Here is a 16,504-nt window from a genome sequence, read left to right as displayed (position 1 = left end):
ATGGCGAGGCGTTCTTCAGGTTGAAGGTGCTGGTATGAAGTAGTTTTGTCGGGCATTGCAACACCTTATACGAGATAGGTGTTGCACCTCGCTTTTGAGGCCGCCAGCCATAAAACCCCAGCTCTTCGGGCAATAGCCATTGCGCAACCCCACCCATAATGGCCCCATCGCAACAACCGTCCTCGCAACGCAAGGCGCGCAAACGCTCAACTTCCCCGCCAATCCGCCGATATACACATCAAGCCATGCGGCAGCGCCAGCTCCCTCGCCGCCTCACCAGGATTCACGCATGTCCAATAACATCTTCAGCATTGGTCTTTCCGGTCTGAATGCGGCCCAATGGGGCCTGACGACGACAGGGCAGAACATCAGCAACGCCGCGACGCCGGGCTATACGCTCGAAAAGGTCTCGTATCAGGAAGCATCAGGCCAGTTCACCGGCTCGGGTTATCTCGGCAATGGCGTGCAGGCCGTCACCGTGTCGCGCCAGTACAGCCAGTACCTCACGACGCAGGTGAACAACACACAAGCGTCGAGCAGCGCAGCAAGCACGTATTACTCGCTCATCTCGCAACTGAACAACCTCGTCGGCGATCCGACCAAAGGCATCGCGCAAGGCATCACGAACTACTTCTCGGGCCTGCAGTCGGTCGCGAATTCGGCAAGCAGCACGGCCGCGCGCCAGTCGCTGATGAGCAGCGCGCAGACGCTCGCCGATCAGATCAATTCCGCGGGCGAGCAGCACGATCAGCTGCGCCAGAGCGTCAACACGCAACTGACCAGCGCCGTCTCGCAGGTCAACAGCTACTCGCAGCAGATCGCCGATCTCAACAAGCAGATCAACATCGCCAGCGCAGGCGGCCAGCAGCCGAACCAGCTGCTCGATCAGCGCGATCAGCTCGTGTCGAATCTGAGCTCGGTCATCGGCGTGCAGGTGGTGCAGCAGGACGGCAACTACAACGTGTTCATCGGCAACGGGCAGCCGCTCGTCGTCGGCAATACGCAATACGCGCTGCAAACGGTGCCATCGGCGTCCGATCCGAGCGAGCTCACCGTCGCGTTCCAGAATCGCGATGGCAGCACGGCAACACCCGCGACGACGCAATACATCGAGAATTCGACGCTCACGGGCGGCGTGATCGGCGGCCTGATCGACTTCCGCACGCAAACGCTCGATCCGGCGCAGGCGCAACTCGGCGCCATCGCGACCAGCTTCGCCAATCAACTGAACGGTCAGAACGCGCTCGGCCTCGACCTCAACGGCCAGCCCGGCGGCAAGCTGTTCGCGACCAGCGACCCGAATATCCTGGCCAACGCGCGCAACAAGGGAACGCACACGCCGACGGCGACGATCGCCGATGGCACGCAGCCGCCCGCGAACGATTTCACCGTTACCTACGACGGCAGCAAGTTCAACGTGACAGACCCGGCGAGCGGCCAGACGCTCGGCACCATCGATCCGGCGACGGAGACGAACAAGACGATCGGCGGCCTGAACATCGACGTATCCGCGCTGACCGATGTCGCGAAGGGCGACTCGTTCACGATCCAGCCGACGCGCGCCGCGCTCGACAACTTCAAGCTCGCGACGACCAAAGGCGCGGCGATCGCGGCGGCGTCGCCCGCGGTGACGTCGGCGGCGAGCACGAACACGGGCACGGCATCGATCTCGTCGGCGACGGTGACGAAGAGCCCGCTCGCGGCCGACATCAACCTGACCTACGACGCAACGGCGAAGGGCTTCACCTCGGACGTGGACCTCACCATCGGCGGAACGGCCTACACAGCCGGCACGATGATTCCCTACGATGCATCGAAGGGCATGACCGTCGCGGGCGATGGTGTTTCGGCGACCATCAGCGGCACGCCGAAGAACGCCGACAAATTCACCATCGCGCAGAACAAGGGCGGCACGAGCGACGGCAGCAACGCGCTCGCGATGGCGAATCTCGTGTCGGCGAAGTCGCTCGACGGCGGCGCCGAAACGCTGACGAGCTCTTACGCGAGCTACATCAACACGATCGGCAACACGACCAACCAGCTCAAGGCGACGAGCACGGCGCAAAGCGCGCTGCACACGCAGGCGACGTCGGCGCAGCAATCCGTGCAGGGCGTGAACCTGAACGAGGAAGCGGCCAATCTGATTCAGTATCAGCAGCTCTATCAAGCGAACAGCAAGGTGATTCAGACCGCCTCGACGCTGTTCCAGTCGCTGCTCGGCATGTTCAACTGAGGTTAAACGCGATGCGTATTTCCAGTTCACAGTACTTCAACCTGAACGTCGCTTCGATGGGCGACCAGCAGAGCACGCTTGCGTCGATGTATCAGCAGATCTCGTCGGGCAAGCGGATTCTCACCGCGTCCGACGATCCGCTCGGCGCGGCGCAGGCCGTGCGGCTCACGCTGAAAAGCGGCGCGCTCGCGCAATACAGCACGAACCAGACGACGGCGCTTTCGACGCTGCAGCAGGAAGACTCGACGTTGAGCGGCGTGAGCGACGTGCTGCAGAGCGTCCAGACGCAGATCGCGCATGCGGGCGATGGCTCGCTCACCGATTCGGACCGCTCGGCGGTCGCCAACGCGATCCAGGGTCTGCGTGATCAGCTTTTCGGCCTCGCGAACACCACGGACAGCAGCGGCAACTACATCTTCTCGGGTCTCAAGGGCGGCACGGCGCCGTTCTCGAACGATCCGTCGGGCGTCGGCGCGAATTACTCCGGCGACTTCGGTCAGCGTTCGGTGCAGATCAGCGAGGGCCGCTCGATGACCGTGGGCGACACGGGCGTGTCGATTTTCCAGAGCGTGTCGCCGATCGAAAGCGATCCGGTGTCGCGCGCGGGCGCTGCGAACGCGGGCACGGGGACGATCAGCCCGGTGAGCGTGACCGATACGAGCGACAAGGGCAACACGAGCAAGTACACGGTCACGTTCTCGATCTCGCAAACGGACGGCACGACGAGCTATTCGGTCACGTCGGACCCGGCGGACGCCACGCTGCCGACGAATGTCCAGTACAAGGACAAGGCCGATATCGCGCTGGGCGGCCAGAAGGTGACGATCGGAGGCGCGCCTGCGGATGGCGACAGCTTCACCGTGCAGCCTGCGGCGACGGAGAACAACGACATCTTTGCGGCGCTCGACACCATCGTGAACGCACTGAAGCAGCCAACGGGATCGCCGGAAGCGCAGGCGAAGCTCACCAATGCGCTGACGACGGCCGGCACGAAGATCGGCAACACGTTCAACAATGTGCTGTCGGCGCAGACGGTGGTGGGCGGACGCGAACAGGAAGTGCAGTCGACGCAGACCGCCATGCAGACGAGCCAGACGCAGACCGCGAGCGACATCGCGAATTTGACGAGCATCGATCTCGTATCGTCGATCAGTCAGTATGAGTTGACGCAGAATTCGCTGCAGGCCGCGCAGATGGCGTTTTCGCAGATTCAGAAGATGTCGTTGTTTGATTACATCGGGAGTTGAGGCCTTCGCTGGGGCTTCGGCTTTTATTGGGGTGGAGCTTGTTTTCGCGTCGGTCTATTAGCGTTGCCCCTATGCGGGGCGGCAGTCACTTTCTTTGCTGCTGCAAAGAAAGTAACCAAAGAAACAGCTATCCCCAGCCTAAGCACTTCACACCGGCCGCGGCACAGGCGATCGCCTAATGGCGCCCAGAGTAGCGAGTGCCCTCACAAAACTCACGCGGCTTGGATCGCGCACGGTCTGACTAGCCATAACGCAAAGGCCGCTGGTTCAGCACCAAATAGCTTCGGCACAGCGCTACGCGCTGCCGCCGGGTATGCAAGGGAAATCAACGGTATCCTTAGCAAATACGCAAGCTCACGCAAGCCCGATCGACCCGTCGGCCGCGAAGCGGGCCGGAGCTTGAAAGGGCTGTACCAGAGAACTAAGCGGTGCGATGAAACAGACCGTGCGCGATCCACGCCGGATAAGACCTTCGAGGGCACTCGCTACTCTGGGGGCCATTAGATCAATCGCCTGTGCCGCGGCCGGTATGAAGTGCTTAGGCTGGGGATAGCTGTTTCTTTGGTTACTTTCTTTGCAGCAGCAAAGAAAGTGACTGCCGCCCCGCATAGGGGCAACGCTAATAAACCGACACGAAAACGGGATCCATCAAAAGAAAAAAACAAACCCTAAAACATCCCCGCCGCAACGCGGCCCACCTGCCCAATCCCCACCTCGAAAATCCGCTGAAAGAACGGCATCAAGTTGGGCACCATAAGCTGCAACAGCAGCAACCCGACGAGCATCGTCACCGGAAACCCGACCTGAAAGATCCCGATCTGCGGCGCGGCTCGATTCAAAATCCCGAGTGCAAGGCTAGCAATGAGAAGCGCGGCCACGATCGGCAACGCCAGAAGCAAACCAGTGGAAAACACGCTGGCGCCATAGCCAACCAGAACCCGCCACCCCTGCGCATGCGAAGCCGACGCCACGACATTCGCCTCGATCGGCACGCTCTGAAACGTCATCACGAGCGCGCTCATGAGCTGCAAATGCCCATCGAATACGAGGAACGCGAGCATCGCAAGCGTATTCAGATACCGTGAAACGACCACGGCATTCCCGCCCGCGCGCGGATCGTAAAGCATCGCGAAACCCAAGCCCATTTGCTGGCCGATGAACTCACCGGCCGCATCGACGGCGGCGAACGCGATCTGCATCACCATGCCAATAGCCGCGCCGATCAAAAACTGATTGACGATGATCCACACGCCCGCCGCCGAAAACACCGTGACCTCGGGCATCGCGCCCAAAGTAGGCGCAACGATCAACGATATGAACGCGGCAAGCGCGATCTTCACGCGCATCGGAATCGCCATGTGACTCAGCACCGGCGCGGTCGCGATCAGCGCGAGGATGCGCACGAACGGCCATAGAAACGCCGTGAGCCAGCCGTTCAGTTGCGCGTAAGTGACGGAGAACATCAGCCGCTGACACCCGGCGAGATGGTGAGGACCGAGCGCATGTAGTCAAGCAGCGTCGACAACATCCACGGACCGGCGATCACGAGCGTCACCGCCACCGCGATCAGCTTCGGGATAAACGACAAGGTCGACTCGTTGATCTGCGTCGCCGCCTGAAACAGGCTCACGACCAGACCGACGACGAGCGCGACCAGCAGCAACGGCGCGGCGAGCAACAGGGCGACGTACATCGCCTGATGCGCCATCGTCATGACGGATTCGGGTGTCATCTCGCGTGTCCTCAGGAAACGAAACTTTGAGCCAGCGAGCCGATGAGCAACTGCCAGCCATCGACGAGCACGAACAGCATCAGCTTGAACGGCAGCGCGATGGTCGTGGGCGACACCATCATCATGCCCATCGACATCAGCACGCTCGCCACCACCATGTCGATGATGAGAAACGGAATGAAGATCGTGAAGCCGATCTGGAAGCCCGTCTTCAGCTCGCTCGTGATGAACGACGGCACCAGCAGCGAGAGCGGCACGTCTTCGGGACCGTTCATCGGCGGGGCCTTCGAGATGCGCGCGAAGAGCGCGAGATCGGATTCGCGCGTCTGCTTCAGCATGAACTGCTTGAACGGACCGACGCCGCGCGTGATCGCCTGATCCATCGCGATCTGGCCTTCGGAGAACGGCTTGTATGCGTCGTTGTAAGCCTTGTCGAGCACCGGCGACATCACGAAGAACGACAGGAACAGCGCCAGTCCGACGAGCACCTGATTCGGCGGCGTGCTCGACGTGCCGAGCGCCTGGCGCAACAGCGACAGCACGATGATGATGCGCGTGAAGCTCGTCATCATGAGGACCATCGCGGGGAGGAACGAGAGCATCGTCAGCAGCAGCATCGTCTGCACGCTGAGCGAGTAGGTCGTGCCGCCGTTCGGGCCGGGACTCGTGTTGAAGGCCGGAAGGCCGGCGGTGCTCTGCGCGAGCGCGAGATACGGCATCGAGCCGATGAGAACCGGAAGCGCGAGCTTCACCGCACGCACGATATGACGACTGACCTGCATTACTTGCTCCCGCCGACGATGCTTGCGAGGGCATCGAGAATGCGCTGACCGTGAAGAACGACGAACGTGATAACCATGACTTCCTGCCTCTTTCGATAGCGTGAATTCTCGGCTATCGCGATGCCGGACGATGGCACGAACAGAGGGGAAAACCCGCGCCAACTCGTTCTATTGGTAAGCGGCGGCTGTAAACGCAAATCGGGCGTGGCCTTTGCGAACCACGCCCGATGTATCGGCAAATCTGCCTTACTTGACGAACTTCTGCAGCCGCTTGTTCGCTTCGCCCGCGAGCGCGTCACGGAATCTCGCGCCGAAGCTGCCGGACGACGACGATGCCGGGACGCTGACGCCTTCCACTTCCGCCGAGCCTGCGGGCATCGTATGCAGGAGACGCACGTTGCCGGGACCGGCGCCGAGCACGAGCCACGTATCGCCCACTTCGATGACCGCGACGCGCTCCTTGTTGCCGAGCGATGCGCCGCCGACCACCTTCACGAGTCCCGAGCGCTTGCCGCCCTGAAAGCCGAACTTGCGCGCGAGCCAGGCACAGCCGAACACGAAGCCGATGACGACGACGAGCCCGACGAGCGTTTGCAACACGGCGCCGAAGCCGAGCGACGGCACCGCGCTGCCCGCGCCGACGCCCGATGCGATCTGCGCGGCGTGATTCACGGCGTTCATGTCGGCGGCGCGTGCGAAGAGAGGCGCGCAGGCGAAGAGCGCGGCGGCGAAGCGTTTCATCGATTCAACTTCCGGATGCGTTCGGACGGCGTGATGATGTCGGTCAGGCGAATACCGAACTTGTCGTTGACCACGACGACTTCGCCCTGCGCGATGAGACAGCCGTTCACGAGCACGTCCATCGGCTCGCCGGCGAGGCCGTCGAGTTCCACGACCGAGCCCTGCGCGAGTTGCAGCAGGTTGCGGATCGCGATCTTCGTGCGTCCCAGTTCCACCGTCATCTGCACGGGGATGTCGAGGATCATGTCGATGTCGTTGCGCGTCGACGGCGCCGCGGCCTTCGACAACGGCTGGAACACGCCGGCGCTCGCCGCGACGGGCGCGTCGTTGCCGTTCTGCTCTGCCAGCGCGCTCGCCCAGTCGTCCAGGAGAAGCTCTTCGTCTTTTTCCGGCGCGCCGGGCGCGTCGTTCTGCATCAGGTCACTCATATCCACCTTCCTTCATCGTGTCGGTCGCGCTGATCATCTTCTGGACGCGCAGCGCGTATTGACCATTGAACATTCCGTAGCCGCATTCCATGACCGGCACGCCATCCACTTTCGCGACGACCTGCTCCGGTACGTCGATCGGCAGCACGTCGCCCGCGCGCATGTTGAGAATCTGTGCGAACGACGAGCGAATCTCGGCGAGATCCACCGTCAGCTCGACTTCCGCAGACTGCACCTGCTGCGACAGCACGCGCACCCAGCGGCGGTCCACTTCGAGCGCTTCGCCCTGAATCGGCGAGGAGAGCACGTCGCGGATCGGCTCGATCATCGAGTACGGCATGCAGATGTGCAGCGTGCCGCCCGTCGAGCCGAATTCGATCGTGAACTGCGTCACGATGACGATCTCGTTCGGCGTCGCGACGTTCGCGAACTGCGTGTGCATCTCCGAGCGCATGTATTCGAACTGCAGCGGTTTCACGCTGCGCCACGACGTCGCGTAGTGCTCGAACACGAGATTCAGCAGCTTGCTGATGATGCGCTGCTCGGTCTGCGTGAACTCGCGGCCTTCGACGCGCGTGTGAAAACGCCCGTCGCCGCCGAACAGATTGTCGACCACGAAGAACACGAGATTCGGGTCGAACACGAACAGCGACGTGCCGCGCAACGGCTTGACATGGACCAGGTTCAGGTTGGTCGGGATCGGCAGATTGCGCGTGAATTCGCTGTACTTCTGCACCTTCACCGGGCCGACGGAGATTTCCGCCGAGCGCCGCATGAAGTTGAAGATGCCCACGCGCATGAGGCGCGCGAAGCGGTCGTTGATGATTTCGAGGCCGGGCATCCGGCCGCGGACGATGCGTTCCTGCGTCGCGATGTTGTACGGACGTACGCCGGCGGGTTTTTTCTCGTCAGCTTCCTGATCGATCTCGCCGGTGACGCCCTTGAGGAGGGCATCGACCTCCTCCTGCGACATGAACTCTTCGTGGCCCATGACTCTTTACTCGCTGGTTCGGCGTTACTGAACGACGAATTCGGTGAACAGTACTTCTTCGACGCGCACCGGCTTTTCGGCCGAGCTCGCCGCCGTTTCGACTGCTGCGCGCAGTTCGTTCGCGAGCTGCTTTTTGCCGTCGACGGATGCGAGATCGTCGGGGCGCTTGCCGGAGAGCAGGAGCAGCACGCGGCTGCGAACTTCGGGCATGTGCCCGGTGACGAGCAACTGGACCTTTTCGTCGTGCAGCTTGAGCGTGAGGCCGGCGCGGAGATAGTGCATGGCGCCGTCGTCGGACTGGAGGTTCACCGTGAGCGATTCGAGCGGGAAGAACACGGGCGGCGGTTCCGGCGCGGGCTTGGCCGGGCCGTGATTTTTGCCGAGGAAGAAGTAGGCGCCTCCGGCTCCCGCGCCGAGAAGCACGATCGCGCCGACGGCGAGGATCAGGATCTTTTTGAGCTTGCCGCTCTTTGCGGGAACGATGGGTTGCTGGTTTGCAGTCGTGGTAGCCATTTGCTTGCCTCTTTCGATAGGGTGAATTGTTGGCTATTGACGTGTAAAGCGATGGGTCGAACAGAGGGGGGATTTGGGGTTATTTGGGCTTTTTGCCCTGCGCGGGCTGGGGCGGTTTTTTGGGTGGAGCTTGCTTTCTTAGTGGTCTATTAGCACTGCCCCTCCCCGGGGCAGGGGTAACTTTCTTTGCTGCTGCAAAGAAAGTCACCAAAGAAAGCAGCTTTCCCAGCCTAAGCACTTCACACCGGCCGCGGCACAGGCGATTGGCTGAATGGAACCCGGAGTAGCAAGTGCCCCCAAAAAACTCACGCGGCGTGGACCGCGCACGGTCTGACAAGCTAGTACCCGAAGGACACTGGTTCAGCACAAAACAGCTCCGGCACAGCGCTACGCGCTGCCGCCGGGTATACAAGGGAAACCAATGTTGAGATAGACATGTAGCCGAAAAGACGCGCGCCATGCCGGTGAACCGGTCGGCCGCGAAGCGGGCTGGAGCTATTTGGTGCTGAACCAGTCAGTAGTGCGGCGCGATGTGTCAGACCGTGCGCGATCCACGCCCGGTGAGACCCATGAAAACACTCGCTACTCTGGGGGCCATTAGGTCAATCGCCTGTGCCGCGGCCGGCGTGAAGTGCTTAGGCTGGGAAAAGCTGCTTTCTTTGCCTACTTTCTTTGCGTCGACCAGAGTTGGCGCTTTAGCGCTTACTCTGGTCCCGAGCAAAGAAAGTAGGTGCCGCCCCGCATAGGGGCAGTGCTAATAAACCAACACGAATACGGGATCCGGCGAAAAAATCAAGCAAACGTATCGACCAAGCCCACCGTGCGCCGCACGGGCACACTCACGCTGGCAGCACCGCCCGAATCCCCCCCCCCGACGCCACCCATCCCACGCCCGCCCGAGCGAGAAGAAGACCGCCCTTCGCCCCCACTCTGCTGCCGCGCAAACGCCGACCCATCCGAAACAGAAGCACTCCCGAGGCTGATGCCATTAGCCTCCATCGCTTCGCGAAGCCTAGGCATCGCAGCCTCGACCGCCTCCCGCACCTGCTGATGCTGCGACACGAACAACGCGTGCGCGTGATTCTCCGAAACCTGCAACGTCACCTGCAACGGCCCCAGGTCCTTCGGATTCAAAGTCAGCTCAGCACTCTGCTGATCCGCCTTCGACAGAAACACGACCTTCTGACTGAACGCATCGTCCCAGCCGGACGAACCCACATGCGGCGCGATCGCCGCGCTCGTCGCCGATGCCATCGCGCCCTGCGGGCTCGACACCGCCGCGTTCGCCGATGCCGATTGCATCGCCACCGCATGAGCGGCCGCATCGGCGGCTTGCTTGTAAGCGGCGCTCGCTGCGTCCGCCGGCGTCGTCGCCACGGCCTGCGCGGCGGCGAGCGCGGCAGTGTCGGCAGTCTTGTCATCGACCTTCGTATTCGCGGCAAGCGCGATCAGACCCGCGCCCTTTCCGCCCTTGGCGAACAAGCCACCTTCTTCATCATCCTTCGAACCCTCGCGAGCCGTCGCCACCGCACCATTCACCGGCGCCGGATTCGGCTGCGCGTTGTTCAGCGCCGCAAGCGCCGCCTGCAACGCGTCCTGCGGCGATTTCGCGTCGCCGGACTTGTGCGTTTCGCCCGTCGATTTGGCGTCGTCGGTCGAGGCTGTCGCCGTCGCCGCAGCCGCGGCGTCGGTGAGATCGGCGAGCGCGGTGTCGGGGTCGTCGGCATTCGCGACGTTCGCCGCATCCGCGCGCGCTTTCGCCTGCGCTGCGGCGGCGGCATCGGCGGACGAACCGGCCGATTGCGACGGCGCAGGCTTCGATGCGTCCGCCGTCTGCGTCTTGTCCGTACCCTTCGATGCCTCTTTCGGCGCGTCAGCCTGCTCGGGCTTCGACGCGTCCTGCGTGTCATCGCTCGAAGACGCAGCGGAGGCGCTGTCATCCGGCTTCGGCGCGTCGTGGACGCTCGACTTGTCCGTCGAAGAATCCGCCAGCGCCTGCGCGGCCTGCGCGTCGGCATTGGCCCTGTCGGTGATGCCTTGCAGCGTCATGCCGAACGATGCGCCCGCGCTCGCCGCGCGTTTGCTTGCGGCCTGGGACGACGCCGCGCCGGAAAGCGCGCCGAGAAGGGATACGGAGGACATGGACGGTCTCTAGACTCAATGAATAAATGGATTACGACGACGCGCGCTCGGCGCGCATGCGCAGCACTTTCGCGGCGTGCTCGTCGGCGTCGCGCTGCTCGACTCGCGCGGCCTTCTTCGCAAGCATCGCCTCGCCGCGCGCAGCCAGCACTTCGTAGCTGCCGAGCTTCTGTTTCTTGAGACGCCAGTCGGGCTTGGCCGCCTCGATCCGCTGGTCCGCCATGACCAGCGCCGTGCGCTGCTGCGCGATCGCGTTGTCGAGCGTGTCGACGAACGCCTGGAAATTGCGCAGCGTCTGCGCCGTGGTGCCCTGCTGCGCCGATGCCGTGAACCGCGCGTGATACTCGTCGCGATACGTCACCAGCGAATGGAGCTGCGCTTCGATCTCGTTGCGTTCCTGCTGGAGCTTGCCGAGTTTTTTCGTGGCGGCGTCGAGCTCCTCTTCGGCAAGTTCGATGAGCGTGTTGATCGGCAGATTCTTGGACATGGCGTGGCGGTCCCGTATGGTCTTTGTGCTTTCTTGTGACGAATGCTTCGGATACTAGTCGAAAATTATTCGAACAGTTGATTCAGCATCGCGATGCTCGGATCGAACGGGGCCTCTTCGCGAAACCCCTGCTGCAAAAACGACTCCATGCGCGGATACAGCGCGATCGCACGATCGAGCAGCGCATCGCGGCCGCTCGAATACGCGCCCACGTTGATCAGATCCTTGTTGCGCTGATAGCGCGACAGCATCTGCTTGAAAAGACGCACCCGCTCGAGGTGCCTGTCGTCGATGAGCGCGGTCATCGCGCGGCTGATCGACTGCTCGATGTCGATGGCCGGATAGTGCCCCGCCTCGGCCAGCGAGCGGTTCAGCACGATATGGCCGTCGAGAATCGCGCGCGCGGAGTCGGCGATCGGGTCCTGCTGGTCGTCGCCTTCGGTTAGAACCGTATAGAACGCGGTGATCGAACCGCCGCCTTCCGGGCCGTTGCCGGTGCGCTCGACGAGCGCGGGCAGCTTCGCGAACACCGACGGCGGATAACCCTTCGTCGCGGGCGGCTCGCCGATCGCGAGCGCGATCTCGCGCTGCGCCATCGCGTAACGCGTCAGCGAATCCATCAGCATCAGCACGTGCTTGCCCTGATCGCGGAAATATTCGGCGAGCGATGTCGTGTACGCGGCGGCCTGCATCCGCAAGACCGGCGACACGTCCGCCGGCGCCGCGACGACTACCGAGCGCGCGAGACCGTCCTCGCCCAGAATCTGCTCGATGAATTCCTTCACTTCTCGGCCGCGTTCGCCGATCAGCCCGATCACGATCACTTCGGCGCTCGTGTAGCGCGCCATCGTTCCCAGCAGCACCGATTTACCGACGCCCGAGCCCGCGAACAGACCCATGCGCTGGCCGCGTCCGACCGTCAGCAGCGAATTGATCGCGCGCACGCCGACGTCGAGCACTTTGTGAATCGGCTCGCGCTTCAGCGGATTGATGACCGGCGCGGACAGCGGCGCATCGACTTTCGCGCCGAGCGGGCCGAGTCCATCGAGCGGACGGCCGGACGCATCGACCACGCGGCCGAGCATTTCCCAGCCGACGGGCAAGCGCTTCGCGCCCGCCATCGGATCGTTGATCGGCGCGCTTTCGAGCGGATAGACGCGCGCGCCGGGCAGCAAGCCGCCCATTTCCGTGGTCGGCATCAGAAAGAGCTTGTCGCCCGAGAAGCCGACGACTTCGGCTTCGGCGGTCGGAATCGCGCTGCCCGGCGGCAGCTCGATCATGCATTCGGAGCCGACGCCCAGCTTCAGGCCGACGGCTTCCAGCACGAGGCCCGCTGCGCGCGTCAGACGCCCGCACGGACGCAGCGGCTTCGCGATGGCGTTGCGCGAACGCAGCGCGTCGAGCTTGTCGCGCCACATGTCGATGTGCGGATTGCCCGCGATACCGCCCAGTTCGGCGATGGTGCGCGCGGCGTGTTCGTCGGGTTCGGTGTCGATGTCGTCGTCGACGGCGAGCGGACCGAACGATGCGCGCGCCAGCTCCTGTTCGAGCGCGGAGAGGCCATCCTGCGTGATCCGTTGATTCACCACGGCTTGTTTCTCCCCAAAGCGGCCACGACGCGCTCCCAGCGCGACACATTGGTCGAATCGATTTCCCCCGTCGCCGCGTGCGCCTTGCAGCCGCCGCGCTCCACGACCGGGTCCGGGCGCACGGTCCAGCCGGCGCCTTCGAGTTCGTCCTTCAGATACGCATCGACGACCGGCATGTCGGCGGGATTGACCACGAGCGTCGGTTCGCCCGCGAGCGCCGGTTCAGCGGCGATCACTTCACGCGCGACCGCGACGAGCGCGGTCGGATCGAGCGCGAGATGCTGGCGCACGACCTGCTGCGCGATATCGACGGCGAGTTCGGCAAGCGATTCCGCGATCGCGGCATCGGCGGCCTGCAACGCGGTCTTGAACGCATCGGCGATTTCGGCGAGACGCGCGGCCTGCGCGAGCGCTTCCTTGCGGCCATCGTCGAAACCCTTCGCCTGGCCCTGCTCGTAACCGGCCTGATAACCGAGCGCCTGGCCCGCGACGTGACCCTTCGCGAGCCCTTGCTGATACGCGTCTTCCTCGACGCGGCGCAGGTGCGCTTCGAGCGCGGCCTGTTCCGCCGCGCCGTTGTCGGCCTTGACTTCGACGGGATCGAACGACGCCATCTCCCAGCGCTGATACGCCGAAAGCGGGGCCGTCTGGCCCTTGTGCGCGCGGGCGTCAGACATACGCGTCCTCCGCCTTGCCGCCTAGCTGGATCTGACCGTTTTCCGCGAGATTGCGGACGATCTGCAAAATCTTGCGCTGCTGCTGCTCGACTTCCGACACGCGCACCGGACCGCGCGAATCGAGGTCTTCGGCGAGCAGTTCGGCCGCGCGCTGCGACATGTTCGACAGGAACTTCTGACGCAGCGCGGGCTGCGCGCCTTTCAGCGACACGATCAGCGTTTCCGACTCCACTTCCTTCAGCAGCATTTGGATCGCGCGGTCTTCCAGATCGAGCAGGTTCTCGAACACGAACATCTGGTCGATGATCTTCTGCGCTAGCTCGGCGTCGTATTCGCGGACGTTCGAGATGACGCCTTCTTCATGATTGCTCGACATGAAGTTGAGGATTTCGGCCGCCGTGCGGATGCCGCCCATCGGCGCGCGCTTCAGGTTGTCGCTGCCGGAGAGGAGCGTCGTCAGCACGTCGTCGAGTTCGCGCAGCGCGGCGGGCTGAATGCCGTCGAGCGTCGCGATGCGCAGCAGCACGTCGTTGCGCAGGCGCTCGGCCAGCAGCGAGACGATTTCGGATGCCTGATCGCGGTCCAGGTGCACGAGGATCGTCGCGATGATCTGCGGATGCTCGTTCTTGATGAGTTCCGCGACCGCGCCCGAGTCCATCCACTTCAGGCCTTCGATGCCGCTCGTGTCGCTGCCTTGCAGGATACGGTCGATCAGCGCGCCGGCCTTGGTTTCGCCGAGCGCCTTCGTCAGCACCGAGCGGATGTATTCGCTCGAATCGAGCGAGAGCGCGGTGTGCTTCTCGGCTTCATCGACGAATTCGGTCAGCACGTCGTCGAGCTGCTCGCGCGTCACGTTCTTCAGCGCCGCCATCGTCGCGCCGATCTTCTGCACCTCGCGCGGGGCGAGATACTTGAATACTTCGGCGGCTTCTTCCTCACCGATCGACATGAGGAGGAGAGCGGCTTTGTTCAGGCCTTCAGCGTTCATCGGACACCCAGTTCTTTACGACCGTCGCAACGATTCTCGCGTCCTGACGCGCCACCATGCGCGCATAGTCGAGATTGCGATCGAATTTGGCTTTCTTGCTTTCATGACCGAGCAGACTCACCTCGGCATCCCTGTCTTCGTCTTCCTTCTTCGCGCCCTCGGCCGCGGGGCCGTCGAGCATCGAGAGTTCATCCGGTGCGCCGAGCGTCGGCGCGATTTCGGGCGGCGGCGGGAAGGCGCGCTTCATCGCCGGCTTCACCATGCTGAAGTACAGGAACAGCGCAACGATGCCGATGCCCACGTACTTCGCCGCCTGAATGCCCCACGCGATCATCTGCGGGGTGCGCCACCACGGCGCTTCGGGCGTCACGTTCAGATCGGTGGAGAACGCGCTGTTCACGACGTTCACCGAGTCGCCGCGCTTCTCGTCGAAGCCCATCGCGTCCTTGACCAGTTGCTGGACTTGCGCGAGCTTGTCGGCGGCGAGCGGCGTCATCGTGACATTGCCCTTCGCGTCGACCTTCTTCTCGTAATTGACGACGACCGCCACCGACAGACGCTTGATGCCGCCCGTCGCCTGCTCGTAGTGACGCACGGTGCGGTCGACTTCGTAGTTCGTCGTCGTGTCCTTGCGCTCGCTCTTCGGCGTCGATTTGACCGATGCGGCGGCACCCGAGGCGGCTGCGTCGATCGGCGCCGATGCGGCTTGCGGCGGCTGGTTCGACAGCGCGCCCGGCACGCCGGATGCGCCGCCGCCCGTCGACTCGCTCGATTCGCTCGATTGCTGGCTGCGGATCGCCGTCGCTTGCGGATTGGCGTTCGGGCCGTAGCTCTCGGCGGTCTGCTCCAGCTTCGAGAAGTCGATGTCCGCGCTCACTTGCGAATGCGCGTTGCCGGCGCCAAAGAGCGGCGAGAGGATCGCGTCGATGCGCTTTTGCGTGTTGTGCTCGATTTGCTGCACGTACTTGAGCTGCGACGCGTCGAGGCCGTTCGCGGCGCTCTGGCTCGTGAGCAGGCTGCCGTCCTGATCGACGATATTGACATTCTTCACCGGCATGTCCGCCACGCCCGACGCGACCATGTGCGCGATCGCGACGACCTGGCCTTCGTCGAGCACGCGGCCCGGGTACAGATTGACCATCACGGAGGCGGTCGGCAGCTCCTTGTCGCGCACGAAGACGGAAGGCTTCGGAATCGCCAGATGCACGCGCGCCGACTTCACCGACGAAATCGAGCCGATCGTGCGCTCGAGCTCGCCTTCGAGCGCGCGCTGATAGTTGATCTGCTCGGCGAACTGGCTGATGCCGAACTTCTGGTTGTCCATCAGCTCGAAGCCGACCGAGCCGTTCTTCGGCAAACCCTGGCTCGCGAGGCGCAGGCGCGTTTCGTGAACCTGTTCCGACGGCACGAGAATGGCGCCGCCGCCGTCGGACAACTTATAGGGAATGTTGCCCTGCTGGAGCGCGGCAACGATTGCGCCGCCGTCACGGTCGGAGAGATTCGAGAACAGCACGCGGTAGTCCGGCTGGCGTGACCACATGACGAGGCCGGCGACCACCATGACCAGAATCGCGGCTGCGATGATAAGCGGCACGCGCGGGTTCGAGCGGAACTGGTTGAGCACCGGCACGCGTTGCGCGAAAGCGCCGAAGTCGGCGCCTGCGCCACCGAGGCTCGAGCCCGCGGCGGCCGTAGCGGCTGCGCCGGGTTGTGCGCCCGCCAGGCCCATTCTGGCGTCGGGCGTGATCAGTGAGTTGTTGGGCGTTTCCATTTAGCGTCGAGGCTCCGAATCTTTGCGTCCTCTGCGGCCGCCCGACTTTTAATAAGCGGCGGTAGAGGACTTTTCACGATGGGGATTATCCGCAGAAGATTGCAAGTCGATTCGGCGAATAGAGCGGGGTTTTCCCCGTTCTTCCAGTGCTTTGAAAAAGTCCCCGCTGCTAAGATTTTTCGT

Annotated in this window: 15 protein-coding genes; 2 read left to right on the top strand and 13 right to left on the bottom strand. The window is 63.3% G+C overall.

Translation table 11 applies throughout. The features are described from left to right. The first annotated feature begins 289 nt into the window (after positions 1 to 289). Both flgK and flgL read left to right on the top strand, forming a co-directional pair. Positions 290 to 2,233: a flagellar hook-associated protein FlgK gene (gene flgK / locus AWB75_RS24255; RefSeq protein ID WP_061126581.1), complete on the top strand. Its 1,944-nt coding sequence runs from the start codon at positions 290 to 292 to the stop codon at positions 2,231 to 2,233. 11 nt (positions 2,234 to 2,244) lie between these two features. Next, positions 2,245 to 3,480 carry a flagellar hook-associated protein FlgL gene (gene flgL, locus AWB75_RS24250; RefSeq protein ID WP_061126580.1) on the top strand — a complete coding sequence of 412 codons (1,236 nt, stop codon included), beginning with the start codon at positions 2,245 to 2,247 and terminating at the stop codon, positions 3,478 to 3,480. Positions 3,481 to 4,148: 668 nt separating this feature from the next. On the opposite strand, the gene fliR is transcribed toward flgL, so the two are convergent. From fliR to fliF, 13 genes are all read right to left on the bottom strand, one after another. Then, entirely contained in the window at positions 4,149 to 4,943 is a 795-nt protein-coding gene (fliR, locus tag AWB75_RS24245; RefSeq protein WP_061126579.1) for a flagellar biosynthetic protein FliR, read from the bottom strand. After that, positions 4,943 to 5,212: a flagellar biosynthesis protein FliQ gene (gene fliQ / locus AWB75_RS24240; RefSeq protein ID WP_061126578.1), complete on the bottom strand. Its 270-nt coding sequence runs from the start codon at positions 5,210 to 5,212 to the stop codon at positions 4,943 to 4,945. Before fliQ ends, fliR begins: the two co-directional genes overlap by 1 nt. Positions 5,213 to 5,223: 11 nt before the next feature. Further along, positions 5,224 to 5,994 carry a flagellar type III secretion system pore protein FliP gene (fliP, locus tag AWB75_RS24235; RefSeq protein ID WP_061126577.1) on the bottom strand — a complete coding sequence of 257 codons (771 nt, stop codon included), beginning with the start codon at positions 5,992 to 5,994 and terminating at the stop codon, positions 5,224 to 5,226. Between the two features lie 246 nt (positions 5,995 to 6,240). After that, positions 6,241 to 6,735 (bottom strand): flagellar biosynthetic protein FliO, encoded by a 495-nt coding sequence (gene fliO / locus AWB75_RS24230; RefSeq protein ID WP_061126576.1) that lies wholly within the window; start codon positions 6,733 to 6,735, stop codon positions 6,241 to 6,243. Continuing rightward, positions 6,732 to 7,163, bottom strand: coding sequence for a flagellar motor switch protein FliN (gene fliN / locus AWB75_RS24225; protein ID WP_061126575.1), 432 nt, complete (start codon positions 7,161 to 7,163; stop codon positions 6,732 to 6,734). Before fliN ends, fliO begins: the two co-directional genes overlap by 4 nt. After that, the gene (fliM, locus tag AWB75_RS24220) at positions 7,156 to 8,154 is read right to left on the bottom strand and encodes a flagellar motor switch protein FliM (protein ID WP_061126574.1); all 999 of its coding nucleotides are present in this window, start codon (positions 8,152 to 8,154) and stop codon (positions 7,156 to 7,158) included. The genes fliN and fliM overlap by 8 nt, the downstream gene beginning before the upstream one ends. 24 nt (positions 8,155 to 8,178) lie before the next feature. Then, positions 8,179 to 8,667, bottom strand: coding sequence for a flagellar basal body-associated protein FliL (gene fliL, locus AWB75_RS24215; protein ID WP_061126573.1), 489 nt, complete (start codon positions 8,665 to 8,667; stop codon positions 8,179 to 8,181). Positions 8,668 to 9,459: 792 nt separating this feature from the next. After that, a complete protein-coding gene (locus AWB75_RS24210; RefSeq protein ID WP_061126572.1) occupies positions 9,460 to 10,809 on the bottom strand; it encodes a flagellar hook-length control protein FliK in 1,350 nt (449 codons plus the stop codon). A gap of 31 nt (positions 10,810 to 10,840) precedes the next feature. Further along, the gene (gene fliJ / locus AWB75_RS24205; RefSeq protein WP_061126571.1) at positions 10,841 to 11,296 is read right to left on the bottom strand and encodes a flagellar export protein FliJ; all 456 of its coding nucleotides are present in this window, start codon (positions 11,294 to 11,296) and stop codon (positions 10,841 to 10,843) included. A gap of 65 nt (positions 11,297 to 11,361) precedes the next feature. Then, positions 11,362 to 12,885, bottom strand: coding sequence for a flagellar protein export ATPase FliI (gene fliI / locus AWB75_RS24200; protein WP_061126570.1), 1,524 nt, complete (start codon positions 12,883 to 12,885; stop codon positions 11,362 to 11,364). Continuing rightward, complete coding sequence (gene fliH / locus AWB75_RS24195) at positions 12,879 to 13,562, bottom strand: flagellar assembly protein FliH (protein WP_061126569.1); 684 nt, start codon at positions 13,560 to 13,562, stop codon at positions 12,879 to 12,881. Before fliH ends, fliI begins: the two co-directional genes overlap by 7 nt. Beyond that, a complete protein-coding gene (gene fliG, locus AWB75_RS24190; protein ID WP_061126568.1) occupies positions 13,555 to 14,550 on the bottom strand; it encodes a flagellar motor switch protein FliG in 996 nt (331 codons plus the stop codon). The genes fliH and fliG overlap by 8 nt, the downstream gene beginning before the upstream one ends. Continuing rightward, entirely contained in the window at positions 14,540 to 16,321 is a 1,782-nt protein-coding gene (gene fliF / locus AWB75_RS24185) for a flagellar basal-body MS-ring/collar protein FliF (RefSeq protein WP_061126567.1), read from the bottom strand. Before fliF ends, fliG begins: the two co-directional genes overlap by 11 nt. Positions 16,322 to 16,504 lie beyond the last annotated feature (183 nt).

The organism is Caballeronia catudaia, from assembly GCF_001544755.2.
Classification (GTDB): Bacteria; Pseudomonadota; Gammaproteobacteria; order Burkholderiales; family Burkholderiaceae; genus Caballeronia; species Caballeronia catudaia.
The sequence above is the reverse complement of the archived record's forward strand: the minus strand, read 5'-3'. Positions and strand labels throughout refer to the sequence as shown.